The organism is Vibrio algarum, assembly GCF_028204155.1.
In the GTDB taxonomy this organism is placed as follows: domain Bacteria; phylum Pseudomonadota; class Gammaproteobacteria; order Enterobacterales; family Vibrionaceae; genus Vibrio; species Vibrio algarum.
The window spans coordinates 2,543,416-2,561,169 of the sequence record NZ_JAQLOI010000001.1 but is presented as its reverse complement, the minus strand read 5'-3'; the positions used below and the strand labels follow the sequence as shown (position 1 = coordinate 2,561,169).

Below are 17,754 nucleotides of genomic sequence, written 5' to 3'. Positions count from 1 at the left end.
AACCGAGAATCAATCATGGCTCAGATGTATTTTTATTACTCGTCAATGAATGCGGGTAAGTCGACGACACTTCTACAATCTTCCTTCAACTATCAAGAACGTGGCATGAATCCCGTGATTTTTACGGCGGCTCTGGACGATCGTTATGGTGTAGGTAAGGTTAGCTCAAGGATTGGTTTACAATCTGATGCTCATTTATTTCGCAACGATTCAAACATGTATGCAGAAATTGAAAAGCTAAACAGTGAAAAAAAGCTGCATTGCATTCTAGTGGATGAATGTCAGTTTCTGACGAAAGAACAGGTATATCAACTAACGGAAGTGGTTGATAAGCTTAATATCCCTGCGCTTTGTTATGGTTTGCGTACCGATTTCCAAGGCGAACTTTTCGAAGGGAGCAAGTATCTGCTTTCATGGGCAGATAAGTTGGTCGAGCTGAAAACGATCTGTCATTGCGGTCGAAAAGCTAATATGGTTATTCGTACCGACGAAAGTGGAAACCCTATTGCAGAAGGTGATCAGGTTGCGATTGGTGGCAATGACAAATACGTATCAATGTGTCGATTGCACTATAAAGAAGCGTTAGGTAAATAATTTAAGTTAAACGTTGAGCAAAATAATAAAGGGTTAACCAACGAAAGTCGGGTTAACCCTTTATTACTATATACGCTTAACAAAGGGCATTCTTACCCTTTGATGTTCGCTCCATCGAACACATTTCATCTGGCCCGTTAGTCACTATTGGTATGGTTAGAGTAAGAAAAATAAAGAACTAACTCACACCAAATTGTTTCGCAGCATAAGCGACTCTTTCTAGAGGTTTAGGGTATTCTGCTGGCATACCTAGACTCTCTATGTGTCTGAGCCGTGGTAATAAACCTGCACCGTTGGCTATCTGAATCGCTAATCCAGGGCGAGCATTGAGCTCGAGCACCATTGGACCTTCTTCTCTATCAAGCACCATGTCGGTACCCATATAACCTAAGCCCGTCATCTCCCAAGCACTTGATGCTAAAACGAGCAGTTTTTCCCAATGAGGAACTTGTAGTGTGTGGAGTTCTTTATCGGTATCAGGGTGAAGTTTAATAGGTTGGTCATATTGTACTGCTCGAACAGCTTTGCCTGTCGCGATATCAATACCAACGCCTACGGCACCTTGGTGTAAATTAGCTTTACCATCAGAAGCTGATGTTGATAAGCGCATCATAGCCATTACCGGGTAGCCCTTGAAAACGATGATGCGCACATCTGGCACACCTTCATAACTAAAGCCCTCAAAGCAATCATCGAACTTAATTAAGTTTTCTACAACCGCTACATCATTTTTGCCACCTAATGAAAAGAGGCCAGCCAACGTATTACTTATGTGTCTTTCTACGTCTTGTTCGTTACAGGTTGCCCCTGAAGGCTTAGTGTAAACCCCATCTTTGTGAGAAATAACAACGAGTATGCCTTTACCACCACTGCCTTGCGCCGGCTTAATCACGAATCCTGGCCACTCTTTTACCATAGCGTGAACGCGTTTTACTTCGGCTTGTTGTCGTATGACCCCGATTAATGCTGGTGTCGTTGCACCAGCCTGCTCGGCAATGATTTTGGTTTTTAATTTATCATCAACTAAAGGGTATTTAGAACGGTCGTTATATCTTCCAATATAACTGTGGTTCCTGGTGTTCATTCCCATGATGCCTTTATCTTTTAGCTTAAAAGGGGAGGTGAAGCTTCCAAACATAGGCTAGTCCTCCGTCAATGGCTTAAAGCGACGCAATTCCGTTAGGCGATAACCGGTATAATTACCAAGTGCTAAAATAGCGGCAAGGATAAGTAGTTGTACGCCAATAAAATTAAAAGTCATGTGCTGTATGTAGCTATTCGTCATCGCCAGATAAACGATAATCGACGTGAGCAATGAGCCTCCACCTTGAAAGAATACCTCTTTAGGGCCTTCTTCTTCCCAAAGAATCGACATGCGTTCGATAGTCCAAGAAAGGATGATCATAGGGAAGAAAGTAATGCTCAGTCCTTCGGTAAGACCGATTCGGAAAGCCACAACGGTAAAGACAGAAATAATTAATATTACGGTGATAATTACCGCAGATATCCGTGCTACCAGTAGCAGGTTGAGTTTGGATAAGTAACTGCGAATAATTAGACCTGTACCCACAATGAGCAAGAATCCGACGATACCGGTTACCAGTTGTGTCTGGACAAATGCTACCGCAATCAAAACAGGCATAAACGTGCCCGATGTCTTAAGACCAATAATGACCCTTAAAAATACGACAATTAACGCACCAATTGGGATAAGCATGATGGTTTTAAACATAGCCTGTTCTTCTAATGGGAGGCTATGAATTGAGAAGTTGAGCAGGTTGTCGGCGTTCACTTTACTTTCTGTTGCTGCTTTTGGTGAGATATCTTGCGCAATCATCGAGAAGTGTACTTGGCTGTTTTTACCACCAACAACATCAAGCAGCGAAACATTGGATTCGTCCCAAATAAGGACATCTTCAGCTCTGCCTTGCGTGCCGGACTCTGGGTCAAATAAAACCCAATTTTGACCGTCCCACACCTGAACCATTTTATTGATATTTTGACGGCGACGCCCATCTTCTAGATAAACAACCCCCACCGTTTTGTTGTGAACGTCAGCGTAAGAAAGTAGTTTCGAAACCACCTTTGCTTTACTTGACTGGTCTAATAGTAGCGCAGCACTTTGGCTATCGCTGTCATTGAGGCCTTTGAGTACTTCTCTCGTAAAGGTAATGTTGTCGGCGCTACGTTGAGTCGCTTGTCCAATAATGGATTTGACGGCCGCTTCTTGTGGTCCATCAAAAGTAGGCTTCAATATTGGGTCTTTAGAGGGCGGTATTGGGTCTATTTTAGCTTGGTCATCGGCAAGAAATTGAGTTTTATAGTAAATGGTCTGTGGTCCGTCAGCGTGACGAATAGACCATTCTGCTCGTCTACCCGAATCTGAATGAACGTATGCGATGCCGTAACCAGGTGATGAGGCTGACTCATCGATGAGCGTATAGCCAGGTTGCGTGTTGGGTGCAGCTAGAGAAACTTTAGATGGCTCACCGATACCACTGAATTCGATGCGAGCTTCAATATCCCATACTTGGCGTTTTTCTCCCGGAGTCCACGGTACGCCGTAATTTTCATGGCGCATAACATTTAGCCAAATACCAGCAATAACGAGCAATCCAATAAGGAAATAAAAAGGTATTCTTGACGTCATAATTGTCCCTAAATTTTAGATGTTTTTTCTTGGTTTTGAGAGAAGAAACGTTTTACTAACATCAACTAACGCAATATCTTGAATAAACTCTCTTCCCAGTAAAACAGGGTGGCTCATTTGCGAACGATTCGCCAGCGTAAATTGAGATTTTTCATGAATTTCCCCTATTTTTACCCATAATTCGATCACTGCGCGCTTTTCTAAGGTGTCTGAATTTGACTGGCGAATATTGGCAAATCTAACAACAGGAGCTTCTATCCATATTTTGCCAGCATTCTCAGCATCTGGTTCATTTAGGTTAAATCTAACCCACTTCTTACCATCACGCTCAAATTCTTCAATATCAACGGCATTAATTGATGAGGTAGTCGACCCCGTATCAATACGAGCGCTGTAGGGTTGTTCGATATTTTCTAGTTGAACATTCTCAATAGCACCAAGAATGACGAGGTGATCATAAGGTGGGTTTTCTTGATTGCTGGCCTGAGTCTCGTGATATTTTTCCTCTGATGAAACTTCCGTTACGCTTGTACTTATCTGTTTCTGTGGGGCAAGCTTAGTAATTTTATTCTGTAAACCAAGCACTTCCGATTCTAAGCTGGCAATATAATCAGACTGATTGCTGAGGCCGAGTTTGATTGTTTCGATTTCATTGGCAATTTTTGATTCCGATTCTTTTATTGCATTAAGCGTTTCTTGGTTCTGCTTTTCGCTGCTTGTAGACGCACATCCTGCGAGTAAGCTTATTGCGATGAGAGAAAAAGCCAATTTCAACATTTTTTACCTTTATTTCAGTAGGATAATATATAGAGACGCGGCGGATTTTAGCCCACATAAAAGGGTGCGAGAAGCACCCTTATGTCAGTATTTGGTTAGCATTTATTGTCACGCAGGATTAATAGATGGTCGTTATGACTGTGTGGCGTTTTTGGCGATTAAAATGGCTCGTCTAGGCGCAGGATAACCTTCAACCGTTTTCGTTGGGTCTTTTGGGTCCAAATAATCCGGTAAAGAGTTGTGCTTCATCCAATCTGTTGTTCTTTGTTCACCTGTTGTAGTGACATTCTCATCTACGATGCGAACATCTTCGAAACCACATTTTTCTAACCACTTTTTGAGTGCCTTCGCAGACGGGAAGAAATAGACATTACGCATTTGAGCATAACGGTCTGTTGGTACTAAAACGGCATTCTCGTCACCATCAATAACCAACGTTTCTAGAACTAGCTCACCACCAGCGACAAGTTGATTTTTTAATTGAAGAATATGATCAAGAGGTGATCGGCGGTGGTACAACACGCCCATGCTAAATACCGTGTCGAATGCTTTAAGTTCCGGTAACTGTTCGATGCCCAGTGGAAGTAAATGAACACGTTGGTCGTTGCCCATTAATTTTCTTATCGCTTCAAATTGGACTAGAAATAGATGAGAGGGGTCAACACCAACACATAAGCGCGCTCCTTCACCTAGCATGCGCCACATATGATACCCATTACCACATCCGACATCTAACACTGAGCGATGTTTAAGAGGAGAAATATGTGGCAACACGCGATCCCATTTCCAATCTGAACGCCACTCGGTATCTATATGAATATTATGAGCCGTGTAAGGGCCTTTTCGCCAAGGGTGAAAAGTGCGCAATAAGTTGTCTAGCTTCTTTCTTTCACCATCGGAAATTGGCTGTTCATTAGATAAAGAAACAGAGGTCTTTAGGTCGATATTGTCAGGTGTTCCTTCAGGGATTTTCTTTAGAGCCTTAAGCCAGCGCTCAAAATCGCCATGTTCCGCATTTTGCCAGTCAGTTAACTGCTGTGGAAGAATATTTAGCCAAGGTTGTAAATCCGCATCTTGGGCAATAAGTTTGTAAAAATTAGCAAAATTGAACATGGTTTGAGTGATCTTATAATGGATGAATTAAGTTTAGGCTGACGTCTTCAAATTACTTGATGGCAAACATAGACCCAAAATTGAAGCATTGGAACCAGACTTCCACAGTTGAAAATCCGATTTGCTGTAGTCTTTCTTTATGCTTTGGTATTGAGTCTGGAATCAACACATTCTCAATGGCACTGCGTTTTTGACTGACCTCTAGCTCGCTGTAGCCATTCGCTCTCTTAAAGTCGTGATGTAAATCTATGAGCAAATCGTTGGCATTTTGGTCTTCAAACACATACTTTTCGGAGAGTATCAAGATTCCACCAGGACGCAAGCCAGCATAGATTTTCTCTAGAAGGTTTTGGCGATCATCCGGAGATAGAAATTGCAAAGTAAAGTTTAAAACAACCATGCTAGCGTCTTTTATCGCTATATCTCGTATATCGGCTTCAAGCACTTCAACAGGTGTATCAGAACGATAGGCATTCACGTGTAATTTGCATCGCTCAACCATTGCTTTTGAATTGTCTACCGAGATAATCTTACAGCCTTCTTGCTGAATATTTCTTCGAATAGATAGCGTAGAAGCGCCAAGTGAACAGCCTAGGTCGTATATAACGCTATTTGGCTTTACGAAGCGCTCTGCAAGCATACCAATGGCAGACACTATATTGCTGTAGCCTGGTACCGATCGTTGAATCATATCAGGAAAAACTTCAACGACATTTTCATCAAAACTAAAGTTACCGATATTATCGATAGGAGATGAGAAGATATTATCTTTATTGCTCATATCTGCCTGCTAATAGACCTACAAAACTGGGGGGCGTATTTTAAGAGAAAAAAGCAGTGGTGTCACCATTCATTATTATTGGTCTCAAAAGGCTTTAGCTCTCCAAAATTGCTGTTTTTATCGTCTGTTGGTTCTAACTAAGTGTCAATTGCAAGAAAAAGTCCCTACAAAGGTCGATTTTCAAGCGCTTTGCAGGTATAAATGTGGGTTTGAACTGACAGCATGAGCTGTCAAAAATTTAATAACTAATTAAGAGTTTGGGAATTTCATTATGCGTACCCAGTATTGTGGTCAACTGAACAAGTCCCTAGTGGGACAAACTGTAGAACTTTGCGGATGGGTTAACCGTCGCCGCGATTTAGGCGGTCTTATCTTTGTTGATATGCGAGATCGTGAAGGGATTGTTCAGGTAGTAGTCGACCCAGATATGAAAGACGTATTTGAAGTTGCTAACCAACTAAGAAACGAGTTTTGTATCAAGTTTACAGGCGAGGTTCGTGCTCGTCCAGATAGCCAAATTAACAAAGATATGGCGACAGGCGAGGTAGAAGTACTTGCCACAGCACTAGAGATAATCAACCGCTCTGATGCGCTACCACTTGATTCTAAACAGAATAACTCCGAAGAGCAGCGCCTTAAATACCGCTATCTTGATTTGCGCCGTTCAGAAATGAGTAACAATATTAAATTACGTGCAAAGGCATCAAGCTTTGTTCGTCGTTTCTTAGACAGCAATGACTTCCTTGATATCGAAACACCTGTTCTTACGAAAGCAACACCAGAGGGTGCGAGAGACTATTTGGTTCCAAGCCGTGTGCATAAAGGCAGTTTTTACGCGTTACCGCAGTCACCTCAGCTATTCAAACAGCTTTTGATGATGTCTGGTTTTGACCGCTATTATCAGATCGTAAAATGTTTCCGTGATGAAGACTTACGTGCTGATCGTCAACCAGAGTTTACTCAAATAGATATCGAAACATCTTTCATGACAGCGGACCAAGTACGTGAAGTGACAGAAAAGATGATTCGAGAAATGTGGCTTGAGTTGCTTAACGTTGATCTTGGTGAGTTTCCTGTAATGAGCTTTGCAGAAGCGATTCGTCGCTTTGGTTCAGATAAACCGGATCTACGTAACCCGTTAGAGTTGGTTGATGTCGCAGACTTAGTGAAAGATGTTGAATTTAAAGTATTCTCTGGCCCTGCCAATGATGAGAAAGGTAGAGTCGCTGTTCTTTGTGTTCCGGGTGGAGCAAAACTTAGTCGTAAGCAAATTGACGAATACGGTAAGTTTGTCAGTATCTACGGTGCAAAAGGTTTGGCATGGATGAAAGTGAATGATAAAGCCGCTGGGCTTGAAGGTATTCAGTCTCCAGTTGCGAAATTCCTTTCGGAAGACGTTATCAGCGGTATTCTTGAGCGCACAGGTGCTGATTCTGGCGATATCATCCTATTCGGTGCAGACAAAGCAAATGTGGTATCAGAAGCTCTTGGTGCTCTGCGTTTAAAAGTGGGCAACGATTTAGAGTTAAGCGATACGAAAGCTTGGACACCGTTATGGGTTGTTGATTTCCCAATGTTTGAAGAAGATGGTGAAGGTAACTTGCATGCAATGCACCACCCATTCACTTCGCCATTAGGTGTTACAGCAAAAGAGCTTAAAGAGAACCCAGCAGCCGCAAATTCTAATGCGTACGATATGGTTATCAACGGCTATGAAGTTGGTGGTGGTTCTGTTCGTATCCATAACGCTGAAATGCAAGAGACGGTATTTGAGATTTTAGGTATCGAAGAAAAAGAGCAACAATTGAAGTTTGGTTTCTTACTTGAAGCGTTGAAATATGGTACGCCGCCACATGCAGGCTTGGCATTCGGTTTAGACCGTCTGGCAATGCTTTTATGTGGTACAGAAAATATTCGTGATGTTATTGCATTCCCGAAAACAACGGCAGCGGCCTGTTTGTTAACGGACGCGCCAAGTCTCGCTAACCCTGCCTCTCTTGAAGAATTAGCGATTGCAGTGAAAAAAGCGGAAGACAAAGAAGCATAATCCTTAACTACCTGTCATAAGTTGTTTTGGTTTACGCTAATTGATTGAAAAGCTAGGGTCTTCCCTAGCTTTTTTAATCCAAACTAACAGAAACGATTTTAATTTCTTTCGTTTTATAAAATGCCTGAATAGAATGTAATTTCATCATCTAAAGGAATAGTGAGTGAATGCGTTTTATATTGTTAGCGTTTTTAATCTTTACACTTTCAGCATGCGCGGGAAAGGATGGTCGCCCCTTTGATATCAAAAACCTCGCTAAATCGGATATCGACCTCGTTACCGATATTCATATAGAACAGATACGAAAGCTCACCCGACGACTCATTGTTAAACTTTATAAAAGAAACCCTAGAGAATTGAAGAAAAACTCTGGAATGACAATAGACGCCCGTCTTTCTCAATTGATGACCGTAGATCGCCCGATAAACGGTTTTTTGGAATTAGGCCATTTAGATGGTGTAGAAGCCCTTCCCCTTGCTTTTTCGAAAGAGTTTAAAGGAGATAGAGTGTTTGCCTTGATGGCAGGTATTACCGGCATGCTAAGTGCGTCATATAATAACCAACTAGAGTACTACTTACTGGATGAAATCAGTCAGCAAAAACTATATGACAGTGCGAGAAATCTAGAAACCATAACGTGGCAGCTTAACAACCGTACCTACGATAACGGGGAGCCGTTGCTATTCACTAATGGTATAGACGAAAACGGTATCCCTAACTATAGCTATGAAAGAGTATTAGGTCAGATGATTATTGTCCAGGATATGATGGCTATACTTGTTTCGGATAGTACGAATAGAACAATCAACAAAGTGGTTCAAAGCTTTGCCTCAATGACCTTTATACCAATATAGTTACTGGCTTTTACTAACGTAAATCGGTTAGCATCTCTCAAAATTAAACGACTTAGGCAATAAATGATAATTCTTGGTATTGATCCCGGTTCTAGGGTGACAGGATATGGCGTGATACGACAAGAAGGCCGCCACCTATATTATTTAGGAAGTGGTTGTATCCGTATGTCAGAGTCTGAACTACCGGGAAGACTGAAGCAGATATACGCAGGGGTTACTGAAATAATTACCCAATTTCAACCCGATGTTTTCGCCATTGAACAAGTTTTCATGTCAAAAAATGCCGATTCGGCACTAAAACTCGGGCAAGCGAGAGGGGCAGCTATTGTTGCGGCTGTTAACGCCGATTTACCTGTTTTTGAATATTCAGCACGATCAATTAAACAAGCGGTTGTCGGGACGGGTGGGGCAGACAAAACACAGGTTCAACATATGGTCAAAAGTATGCTCAAGTTACCTGCAAAGCCTCAAGCCGATGCAGCAGATGCACTTGGTGTTGCAATCTGCCACGCGAATACAAATAAAACCCTAGTCGCATTGGCGGGTCAGGCCAAAAGCGCTAAAAAAGGCCGTTATCGATAAATAATGCTGATCGTTTTAGCGCTCTGTCGTTCCCACTTTCCAGCGTGGGATTGAAACAATTCACCCAGATCCCCGTTTACACATGAATGACGTGAGGTTTGGGTACTAGCCGAGCTGCACGGGCTATAGAGAGTGGCTTGTGGCGGTGAACTATAAATGAAGCACTGGTTATTCATCCAGTAATATATTATTATCCCGACATATTAACTGTTTCAAAGGATATACTCTGTGATTGGACGCCTTCGTGGAATTTTGATTGAAAAACAACCACCTGAATTACTTATCGAAGTAAGCGGTATTGGCTATGAAGTCCAAATGCCGATGAGCTGTTTTTATGAGTTACCTGAAATTGGTACAGAAGCTATTGTATATACCCACTTCATCGTTAGAGAAGACGCTCAACTTTTATATGGTTTTAATTCGGTAAAAGAGAGAGCGCTTTTCCGAGAAGTCATTAAAGCCAATGGGGTTGGGCCTAAACTTGGCTTGGCGATATTATCCGGTATGACTGCGGCTCAATTTGTTTCTTGTGTAGAACGTGAAGATATATCTACACTTGTCAAACTACCAGGCGTAGGTAAGAAAACAGCAGAGCGTTTAGTGGTTGAGATGAAAGATCGCCTTAAAGGGTGGGGGGCTGGTGATCTGTTTACTCCAGCAACGGATGCCGCGCCAATGGATAGTCAACCATACGAAAACACGAAACAAAGTGCTGAAGATGAAGCTATTAGTGCACTAATCGCCCTTGGTTATAAACCGCAACAAGCATCAAAAGTGGTCTCTCAAGTAGTAAAAGCCGACATGACAAGTGAAGCTGTAATTAGAGAAGCCTTGAAATCCATGGTGTGATTGAGATACTTAGAACCTACGTTCACTATAGTCCTCGTTGTGGTGGCGACCACAGCCGAATGAATAAGAGAATAATCGATGATCGAAGCTGATCGCTTGATAGCACCGGATAGTCCGGTTTTTAAAGATGAAGAAGTCATTGACCGTGCGATACGGCCTAAAAAACTTGCCGATTATCGTGGGCAAGATCACGTACGTGATCAGATGGAAATCTTCATTACAGCAGCACAACAGCGTAATGAGCCTTTGGATCATCTATTAATCTTCGGCCCTCCGGGTTTAGGTAAAACGACATTAGCAAATATTGTCGCGAATGAAATGGAAGTAAATATTCGTACTACTTCGGGTCCGGTACTTGAAAAAGCCGGTGATCTGGCTGCACTTCTAACCAATTTAGAAGAAAACGATGTTCTTTTTATTGATGAAATCCATCGTCTTAGCCCAATGGTGGAAGAAATACTCTACCCAGCAATGGAAGATTACCAACTCGACATCATGATAGGAGAAGGCCCTGCGGCGCGATCGATTAAAATAGACCTTCCTCCTTTCACGCTTATCGGTGCGACGACAAGAGCAGGCTCATTGACTTCTCCTCTGAGAGACCGATTTGGTATCGTTCAAAGGTTGGAGTATTACAATATCCCTGACTTACAGTTCATTGTTCAACGTAGTGCTAGTTGCCTTAATCTTTCTATGGAAGAAGAGGGCGCTTTGGAGGTCGCTAGAAGAGCGCGCGGAACCCCTCGTATTGCTAACAGGCTTCTTCGACGGGTAAGAGATTATGCAGAAGTGAAAGCCAATGGCCATATCTGCTCTGATGTAGCGGATAAAGCATTAAATATGCTTGATGTAGACCACAAAGGTTTTGACTACATGGACAGAAAGCTTTTGCTCGCCATCATGGAGAAGTTTTCAGGAGGCCCTGTAGGCTTAGATAACTTAGCGGCCGCTATTGGTGAAGAAAAAGAAACCATAGAAGATGTTCTGGAGCCTTTTCTTATCCAACAAGGTTATTTACAAAGAACCCCAAGAGGTCGAATCGCGACAGAAAGGGCTTATTTACACTTTGGCATCGAAACAAGTAATTAACAATTCAATCAGTATACTGGCAGTTTACAACACTTTATAAGTTCGACTGCCATAATAGGCTTTTTCTACTCATAAAGGGGTATATGTCACATAAATTAAAATCTAATGCCTATTTGTATTATTCCTATTTTTTATATCAATCTTCCCTCTTCTTCACATAAGAGCATTAAAACACAACCATTAATTGATCTAAGTCAATTAATGGTTCGTATATTGATATTCAGTAGATCTTTTTGATTCAAATCAAAGCCAAGACAATTCAGAAATATTTTGTATCGTAAGCCATTACCCGTTAATATTAGCCCTAGCTATATTAGAGCTTACTTAACAAAATTCTAACTTAAAATGCACAATATATTAACAACTTGGCTCGTTTTTTAATCGAGCTATGCTAATTAATAGAAAAGTGCATGTGCATGATGCAAAAAGTATCAGTGTCACTCAGCCGACACAAAAGGAGCTAACATGATTGACATAGTTGATCTATCGCGGTTGCAGTTTGCCTTCACAGCGATGTATCACTTCCTCTTTGTTCCATTGACTTTAGGTATGGCTTTCTTACTCGCCATAATGGAGTCTCTATATGTAATGACCGATAAACAAATCTATAAGGACATGACAAAGTTCTGGGGTAAGTTATTCGGTATAAACTTCGCTCTTGGTGTGGCTACTGGCCTTACCATGGAATTCCAATTTGGTACCAACTGGTCCTACTATTCTCATTATGTAGGCGACATATTTGGTGCGCCACTCGCCATTGAAGCCTTAGTTGCATTTTTCTTAGAATCCACCTTCGTCGGGCTATTTTTCTTTGGTTGGGAGCGTTTATCTAAACGCCAACACTTAACGGTAACTTGGTTAGTTGCTTTAGGTTCTAACTTCTCTGCGCTTTGGATCTTAGTTGCTAACGGTTGGATGCAAAATCCAGTTGGTTCTGAGTTCAACTTTGAATCGATGCGTATGGAAATGGTGAGCTTTGCTGAATTGGTTCTCAACCCAGTTGCACAAGTTAAGTTTGTTCACACCGTCGCATCAGGCTATACCACAGGTGCTATGTTCGTACTTGGTATTAGTTCATATTACTTGTTGAAAGGTCGAGATGTTGCTTTCGCTCGCCGTTCATTTGCCATTGCCGCTTCGTTCGGTATGGCCTCAATTTTGTCTGTGATTATTTTAGGTGATGAGTCAGGCTATGAACTTGGGGACGTACAGAGAGTGAAACTGGCCGCTATTGAAGCCGAATGGCATACCGAAGAAGCGCCCGCAGCATTCACTTTGTTTGGATTGCCAAATCAAGAGACTCAGCAAACTGATTTTGCGATTAAGATCCCTTATGTCATGGGGATTATCGCTACGCGTTCCTTTGATACTGAAGTGACCGGAATATCGGATCTGAAAATTGAGCACGAAGAACGAATTCGTAGTGGTATGCAAGCCTATGATCTGCTCGAAAAGTTACGCGCTGGTGATAAGTCTCAAGAAAACTTGGATGCCTTTGACGAACTTAAAGACGACCTTGGTTACGGATTGTTGCTGAAACGGTATACCGACAATGTCACCGACGCTACTGAAGAGCAAATCAAAGCAGCGACAGATGATTCCATTCCTACGGTTTGGCCGCTGTTCTGGTCTTTCCGAATCATGGTTGCTTGTGGGTTTATAATGCTGTTCATTTTTGGTGCTGCATTTGTTCAAACCTGCCGCCAGAAAATTAATCAAAAACAGTGGGTTTTAAAAGCGGCTCTGTTTGGTATACCACTACCGTGGATAGCGATAGAAATGGGTTGGTTTGTTGCGGAGTATGGCCGTCAACCATGGGCAGTAGGTGAAATTTTACCTGTCGACGTGGCTGTGTCTGCTCTGACAATGGGACAATTATGGGCATCGCTATTTGCAATACTCGCGCTCTATACAGTATTCCTTATTGTAGAAGTCTATCTCATGGTGACGTTCGCACGTAAAGGCCCAAGTAGCTTGAAAACAGGTCGTTACCACTTTGAACAAAACGGCGACTCTGCTCAAGACAAAGTCAACCGCCAAGTAGAAGCGTAAAGGGAGAGTAAATAATGTTTGATTATGAAGCATTACGATTGATTTGGTGGGTACTAGTAGGCGTACTGCTAATTGGTTTTGCTATTGCCGATGGGTTCGATTTAGGTGTTTGTGCTCTAGTACCTGTTATCGGAAAAACGGATAACGAACGTAGAGTGATGATTAACTCTATCGCCCCGCATTGGGATGGAAACCAAGTTTGGTTAATTACTGCTGGTGGTGCACTATTTGCGGCATGGCCAACGGTATATGCGGTTTCGTTTTCAGGTTTCTATTTTGCCATGATATTAACATTGGCAGGTTTATGGTTGCGTCCAATTGGTCTTGACTATCGTTCCAAGATTGACTCTCCAAAATGGAAGAAAAATTGGGACATTGCAATCAGTATCAGTGGCTTTGTGCCTTCGCTAATTTTTGGTGTAGCGTTTGGTAACTTGTTACAAGGTGTGCCATTTACGTTAAGCGATTTCATGATGCCAACGTATCACGGTTCATTTTTTGGGTTGCTTAATCCATTTGCTCTGCTGTGTGGCTTAATTAGCGTTGCCATGTTTGTGGTGATGGGGACGACTTGGTTACAAATGAAAACCACTGCCGGAGTGAGAGAACGGGCCCGTAATCTTACTCAAATTGGTGCGCTTGTTATTACAATTCTATTTGTAGTCGCTGGTTTGTGGATACAATCGATTGATGGTTACGTGATAAAAGGTCAGCTTGATACGCTTGCTGCGTCAAACCCACTGAACAAAGAAGTGGTTCGTGAAGCGGGTGCTTGGATGGCAAACTATGCTGAATATCCATTAATGTGGGCTGCGCCTATACTTGGTACGGTTATGCCACTTGTGGTTATTTTAGCTACACGCATCAACAGTGGAGGCCTTGCTTTCTTGGCTTCTAGCTTAACCTCTGCTGGGATTATTCTGACCGCCGGGTTTAGCATGTTCCCGATTGTTATGCCTTCTAGCTTAGAGCCCAATCATAGCCTTACGATGTGGGATTCAACATCAAGTGAGTTAACACTTCAGATAATGACGGTCGTAGCCGCTATTTTTGTACCTATTATTTTGAGTTATACCGCTTGGTCTTACTACAAAATGTATGGTCGTCTTGATGACAAGTTCATCGAAGAAAACAAAAATTCACTTTATTAAGGAGCCGTTATTATGTGGTATTTCGCTTGGATTTTAGGTGTTCTACTTGCCTGTGCTTTTGGCATTATTAATGCGCTTTGGTTAGAACATTCAGAAATGATGGATAAAGATAGTGAGTAAATTGGCTGTTCAGATAGCCAATTTACATCGCCCGATAGATAAGGCCCTATTCAGGGCTTTATCTTTCATTTTGGCAATCGGCCACGCTGGATTGTTAATGTGGGAACCAACGCTATATAGCAATGCGATTGGTGGTTTTAATTCAATTATTGGCCCCTTGTTTCTATGGGCTATCTGCTCAGGTGTGATATTTGGCGTAGGTTTTACCCCTATGTTTGTAGTATGGAGAGTCCTATTCTCTCCTTATATTTCATTAACCATTCTTTTATACCTAACCGTTGCCTATCTATTCGTTTGATTTATATCCAAAATGACGCTGTTCTTTGCGGATAGCGTCATTTTTTCCGCAATTATGTAAAAAAATACGAGAGACCAATACTATTGCGATAATGATAGGGTATAGTTAGTAATTAATTTAATTATTACTAGCAATAGGTTGTGCAAAACGTGACAACTTCTCCATTCAAGTGGCCCGTTACTATTTATTACGAAGATACTGATGCCGGTGGTGTGGTTTACCATTCCAACTATCTGAAGTTTTTCGAAAGAGCAAGAACGGAACTCCTCCGGCATATTGGTGTCTCTCAACAGGTGCTGTTAGAGGAAAATATCGGCTTTGTTGTTCGCCATATTGATATCGATTTTTTACAAGGTGCTCGGTTGGATGACCAATTAACGGTTGTTACAACGGTGTCTGAATTGAAAAAAGCGTCAATAGTGTTTTGTCAGGAAATCGTCAATCTTGAAGGGCGCGCATTGTGTAAAGCCTTGGTTAAGGTAGCATGCGTTAACAGTCAAAAAATGAAACCTCAAGCTATTCCAAGCTCATTAATTGCGGAGTTGAATTAGAGTGAACGCTGAACTTTCAATCTTAGATCTATTTTTACAGGCAAGCTTACTCGTTAAGGTTGTGATGTTGATTTTATTAGGTATGTCTATTGCTTCTTGGGCAATGATTATTCAACGCAGCAAGGCATTGAGAGCTGCAGCAAAAGACGCGACTGAATTTGAAGATAAATTTTGGTCTACCCAAGATTTATCTAAGCTTTACCAAGAAGTGAAGGTAAAGAAGGATGACTTATCCGGTAGCCGAGAGATTTTTTATTCAGGTTTTACCGAATTTGCTCGTTTAAGAAGAACTTATGGTTCTTCAAGTGAATCAGTGATGGATGGCACCGGTCGAGCGATGCGTGTGACGGTTTCTCGTGAAGTTGAATCACTTGAAACAAGCTTGCCATTTTTGGCGACAGTGGGTTCTATCAGCCCATATATTGGTTTGTTTGGTACGGTATGGGGCATCATGCATGCCTTTATTGCTTTGGGTCAGGTAAAGCAAGCAACACTTGCGATGGTAGCGCCGGGTATCGCTGAAGCTTTGGTTGCAACAGCGATGGGTCTATTCGCTGCGATTCCTGCGGTAATGGCCTACAACAGCTTAAGCAATAAGGTGTCTAAATTAGAACATTCATATGCTACTTTTTCAGAAGAGTTCCACAGTATTCTCCACCGCCAAGCAATGAGTGACAAGGAATAATCATGGCAGGTTATCAACCTAAAAAAGGAAGCTAACCGCAGAGATCAATGTTGTTCCTTACATTGACGTTATGTTGGTACTTTTGATCATTTTTATGGTGACCTCTCCCTTTATTACTCAGGGCGTTGATGTGGAGCTACCGCAAGCTTCTACTGCGAAACCTGCTTCTGATATTGCCGGTGACTCCGACGCAAGTTTCATCATTGTAGAGATAGATGCTGACGGTAACCTTGGCCTAAGTGTTAACAATGAAGACGTACAGCGCGGTTTGTCGTTACAAGATGTTATCGTACGGGTAAAAGCAGAGTTATCTATATCGCCTACATCACCCGTAGCAGTGGGTGGCGATGCCGCAACACCGTATGCGGAAATTGTTTTAGTATTGGATGAGTTAAGTCAGGCAGGTGTCCCAAAGGTAGGGCTCTTGACTGACATAAAGGAATAGTATTAGCTGTAGATGAAAAATAACAAGAATTTAACATCAGCAATCGTCATCTCCGTTACCCTTCATTTGTTGTTGGTTGCAGCATTGCTTTGGGGGACGGATTTTAATATGTCTAAACCAAAGCCGACAGGGAATATGGTTCAGGCTGTCGTGATTGATCCTGCGCTTGTGCAGAAACAGGCCAGAGAGATAAGAGAACAACGTAAATCCGCTGCGAAAACAGAGCAAGAGCGTTTAGATAAACTGCGTAAGCAGAGTGAGCAGTTGGAAAAAAACCGTAAAACTGAAGAAGCCCGAATTCGTAAGTTAAAAGAAGACAGAGCTAAAGCGGATAAAGCGGCACGCGATGCAGAAAAAAGAAAAAAATAGAGCAAGAAAATGTACGTAAAGAACAAGAAAACGTACGTAAAGAACAAGAAAAGGTTCGTGTCGAACAAGAAAAAGTACGCGAACAAAAAGAGCTCGCAGCTAACGCAGAAGCAGAACGTGTTAAGAAACAAGAGCAAGTAAAAAAAGCAGAACAAGAACGAGTAGCAAAAGAGGCCGCGATTGCCGCTGCTGAAGCTGAACGTTTGAGCCGTGAAAAGGCAGCGGATGAAGCGAAAGAAAAAGCGCGATTAGAAAATGAGCGAGCTGAAAAAGCGGAGCAAGAACGCGTTGCAAATGAGAAAGCAGCAGCAGAAGCGAAATTAAAAGCAGAAAAAGAACAGGAAAAACTAAAGCAGTTGGAAAGAGAGCGTAAAGAACGTGAAGCTGCTCTAGGCGATATATTTGCAGGCCTAGAAGAAGAAGCTGCACAAAATAGCTCGGCAAAACAACAGTTCGTAACGACTGAAACTAATAGGTACGCTGCGATATATAAGCAACTTATTCAAAATAAATTGTTAATGGAGGACTCTTACAGGGGAAAGTCTTGTAGGGTCAACTTAAAGCTCATTCCAACGGGCAATAGTGCTATTTTGAGTAGTGTGAATGTTCTGAATGGTGATACTCGTTTATGCGCCGCAACCAAAAGTGCTGTCACGCAAGTAGGTACGTTTCCACTGCCGACAGATAAAGATGTGGCGAGTCAACTCCGTAATATTAACTTAACCGTAGCTCCAGAGTAGTAAGAAA

Annotated in this window: 17 protein-coding genes and 2 pseudogenes; 14 read left to right on the top strand and 5 right to left on the bottom strand. The window is 42.0% G+C overall.

Features of this window, described 5'->3' with window-relative positions; translation table 11 throughout:
* Nucleotides 1-15: 15 nt before the first annotated feature.
* A complete protein-coding gene (locus PGX00_RS11925; RefSeq protein ID WP_272136695.1) occupies nt 16-594 on the top strand; it encodes a thymidine kinase in 579 nt (192 codons plus the stop codon).
* A gap of 178 nt (nt 595-772) precedes the next feature.
* Here PGX00_RS11925 and PGX00_RS11920 read toward each other — a convergent pair whose 3' ends face one another.
* The 5 genes from PGX00_RS11920 to cmoA all read right to left on the bottom strand — a co-directional run bounded on the left by PGX00_RS11920 (nt 773) and on the right by cmoA (nt 5,915).
* Nucleotides 773-1,732: an alpha-L-glutamate ligase-like protein gene (locus PGX00_RS11920; RefSeq protein WP_272136692.1), complete on the bottom strand. Its 960-nt coding sequence runs from the start codon at nt 1,730-1,732 to the stop codon at nt 773-775.
* Between the two features lie 3 nt (nt 1,733-1,735).
* The gene (locus PGX00_RS11915; protein WP_272136690.1) at nt 1,736-3,244 is read right to left on the bottom strand and encodes an inactive transglutaminase family protein; all 1,509 of its coding nucleotides are present in this window, start codon (nt 3,242-3,244) and stop codon (nt 1,736-1,738) included.
* Between the two features lie 15 nt (nt 3,245-3,259).
* Nucleotides 3,260-4,021, bottom strand: a complete 762-nt coding sequence (locus PGX00_RS11910; RefSeq protein ID WP_272136688.1) for an ATP-dependent zinc protease family protein — start codon at nt 4,019-4,021, stop codon at nt 3,260-3,262.
* 132 nt (nt 4,022-4,153) lie between these two features.
* The gene (gene cmoB, locus PGX00_RS11905) at nt 4,154-5,134 is read right to left on the bottom strand and encodes a tRNA 5-methoxyuridine(34)/uridine 5-oxyacetic acid(34) synthase CmoB (RefSeq protein ID WP_272136686.1); all 981 of its coding nucleotides are present in this window, start codon (nt 5,132-5,134) and stop codon (nt 4,154-4,156) included.
* A 52-nt stretch (nt 5,135-5,186) separates the two neighbouring features.
* A complete protein-coding gene (gene cmoA / locus PGX00_RS11900) occupies nt 5,187-5,915 on the bottom strand; it encodes a carboxy-S-adenosyl-L-methionine synthase CmoA (RefSeq protein WP_272136684.1) in 729 nt (242 codons plus the stop codon).
* 271 nt (nt 5,916-6,186) lie between these two features.
* On the opposite strand from cmoA, the gene aspS reads away from it, so the two are divergent.
* From aspS to tolA, 13 genes and pseudogenes are all read left to right on the top strand, one after another.
* The gene (gene aspS, locus PGX00_RS11895; protein WP_272136682.1) at nt 6,187-7,962 is read left to right on the top strand and encodes an aspartate--tRNA ligase; all 1,776 of its coding nucleotides are present in this window, start codon (nt 6,187-6,189) and stop codon (nt 7,960-7,962) included.
* A 167-nt stretch (nt 7,963-8,129) separates the two neighbouring features.
* Nucleotides 8,130-8,816, top strand: a complete 687-nt coding sequence (locus PGX00_RS11890; protein ID WP_272136680.1) for a hypothetical protein — start codon at nt 8,130-8,132, stop codon at nt 8,814-8,816.
* 63 nt (nt 8,817-8,879) lie between these two features.
* Nucleotides 8,880-9,398 (top strand): crossover junction endodeoxyribonuclease RuvC, encoded by a 519-nt coding sequence (gene ruvC / locus PGX00_RS11885; protein ID WP_272136678.1) that lies wholly within the window; start codon nt 8,880-8,882, stop codon nt 9,396-9,398.
* A 228-nt stretch (nt 9,399-9,626) separates the two neighbouring features.
* Nucleotides 9,627-10,247: a Holliday junction branch migration protein RuvA gene (gene ruvA / locus PGX00_RS11880; protein WP_272136676.1), complete on the top strand. Its 621-nt coding sequence runs from the start codon at nt 9,627-9,629 to the stop codon at nt 10,245-10,247.
* 78 nt (nt 10,248-10,325) lie between these two features.
* Nucleotides 10,326-11,336 carry a Holliday junction branch migration DNA helicase RuvB gene (gene ruvB / locus PGX00_RS11875; protein ID WP_272136674.1) on the top strand — a complete coding sequence of 337 codons (1,011 nt, stop codon included), beginning with the start codon at nt 10,326-10,328 and terminating at the stop codon, nt 11,334-11,336.
* Nucleotides 11,337-11,801: 465 nt separating this feature from the next.
* Complete coding sequence (cydA, locus tag PGX00_RS11870; protein WP_272136672.1) at nt 11,802-13,388, top strand: cytochrome ubiquinol oxidase subunit I; 1,587 nt, start codon at nt 11,802-11,804, stop codon at nt 13,386-13,388.
* Nucleotides 13,389-13,402: 14 nt separating this feature from the next.
* The gene (gene cydB / locus PGX00_RS11865) at nt 13,403-14,539 is read left to right on the top strand and encodes a cytochrome d ubiquinol oxidase subunit II (protein WP_272136669.1); all 1,137 of its coding nucleotides are present in this window, start codon (nt 13,403-13,405) and stop codon (nt 14,537-14,539) included.
* 12 nt (nt 14,540-14,551) lie between these two features.
* Entirely contained in the window at nt 14,552-14,659 is a 108-nt protein-coding gene (gene cydX, locus PGX00_RS11860) for a cytochrome bd-I oxidase subunit CydX (RefSeq protein WP_000270284.1), read from the top strand.
* Nucleotides 14,652-14,957, top strand: coding sequence for a cyd operon protein YbgE (gene ybgE, locus PGX00_RS11855; protein WP_272136508.1), 306 nt, complete (start codon nt 14,652-14,654; stop codon nt 14,955-14,957). Before cydX ends, ybgE begins: the two co-directional genes overlap by 8 nt.
* Nucleotides 14,958-15,106: 149 nt before the next feature.
* Nucleotides 15,107-15,508: a tol-pal system-associated acyl-CoA thioesterase gene (gene ybgC / locus PGX00_RS11850; protein WP_407702354.1), complete on the top strand. Its 402-nt coding sequence runs from the start codon at nt 15,107-15,109 to the stop codon at nt 15,506-15,508.
* A gap of 1 nt (nt 15,509) precedes the next feature.
* Nucleotides 15,510-16,193, top strand: coding sequence for a protein TolQ (tolQ, locus tag PGX00_RS11845; RefSeq protein WP_272136504.1), 684 nt, complete (start codon nt 15,510-15,512; stop codon nt 16,191-16,193).
* 2 nt (nt 16,194-16,195) lie between these two features.
* Nucleotides 16,196-16,638, top strand: a pseudogene (gene tolR, locus PGX00_RS11840) (protein TolR).
* A 12-nt stretch (nt 16,639-16,650) separates the two neighbouring features.
* Nucleotides 16,651-17,747 (top strand): annotated as a pseudogene (tolA, locus tag PGX00_RS11835) (cell envelope integrity protein TolA).
* Nucleotides 17,748-17,754 lie beyond the last annotated feature (7 nt).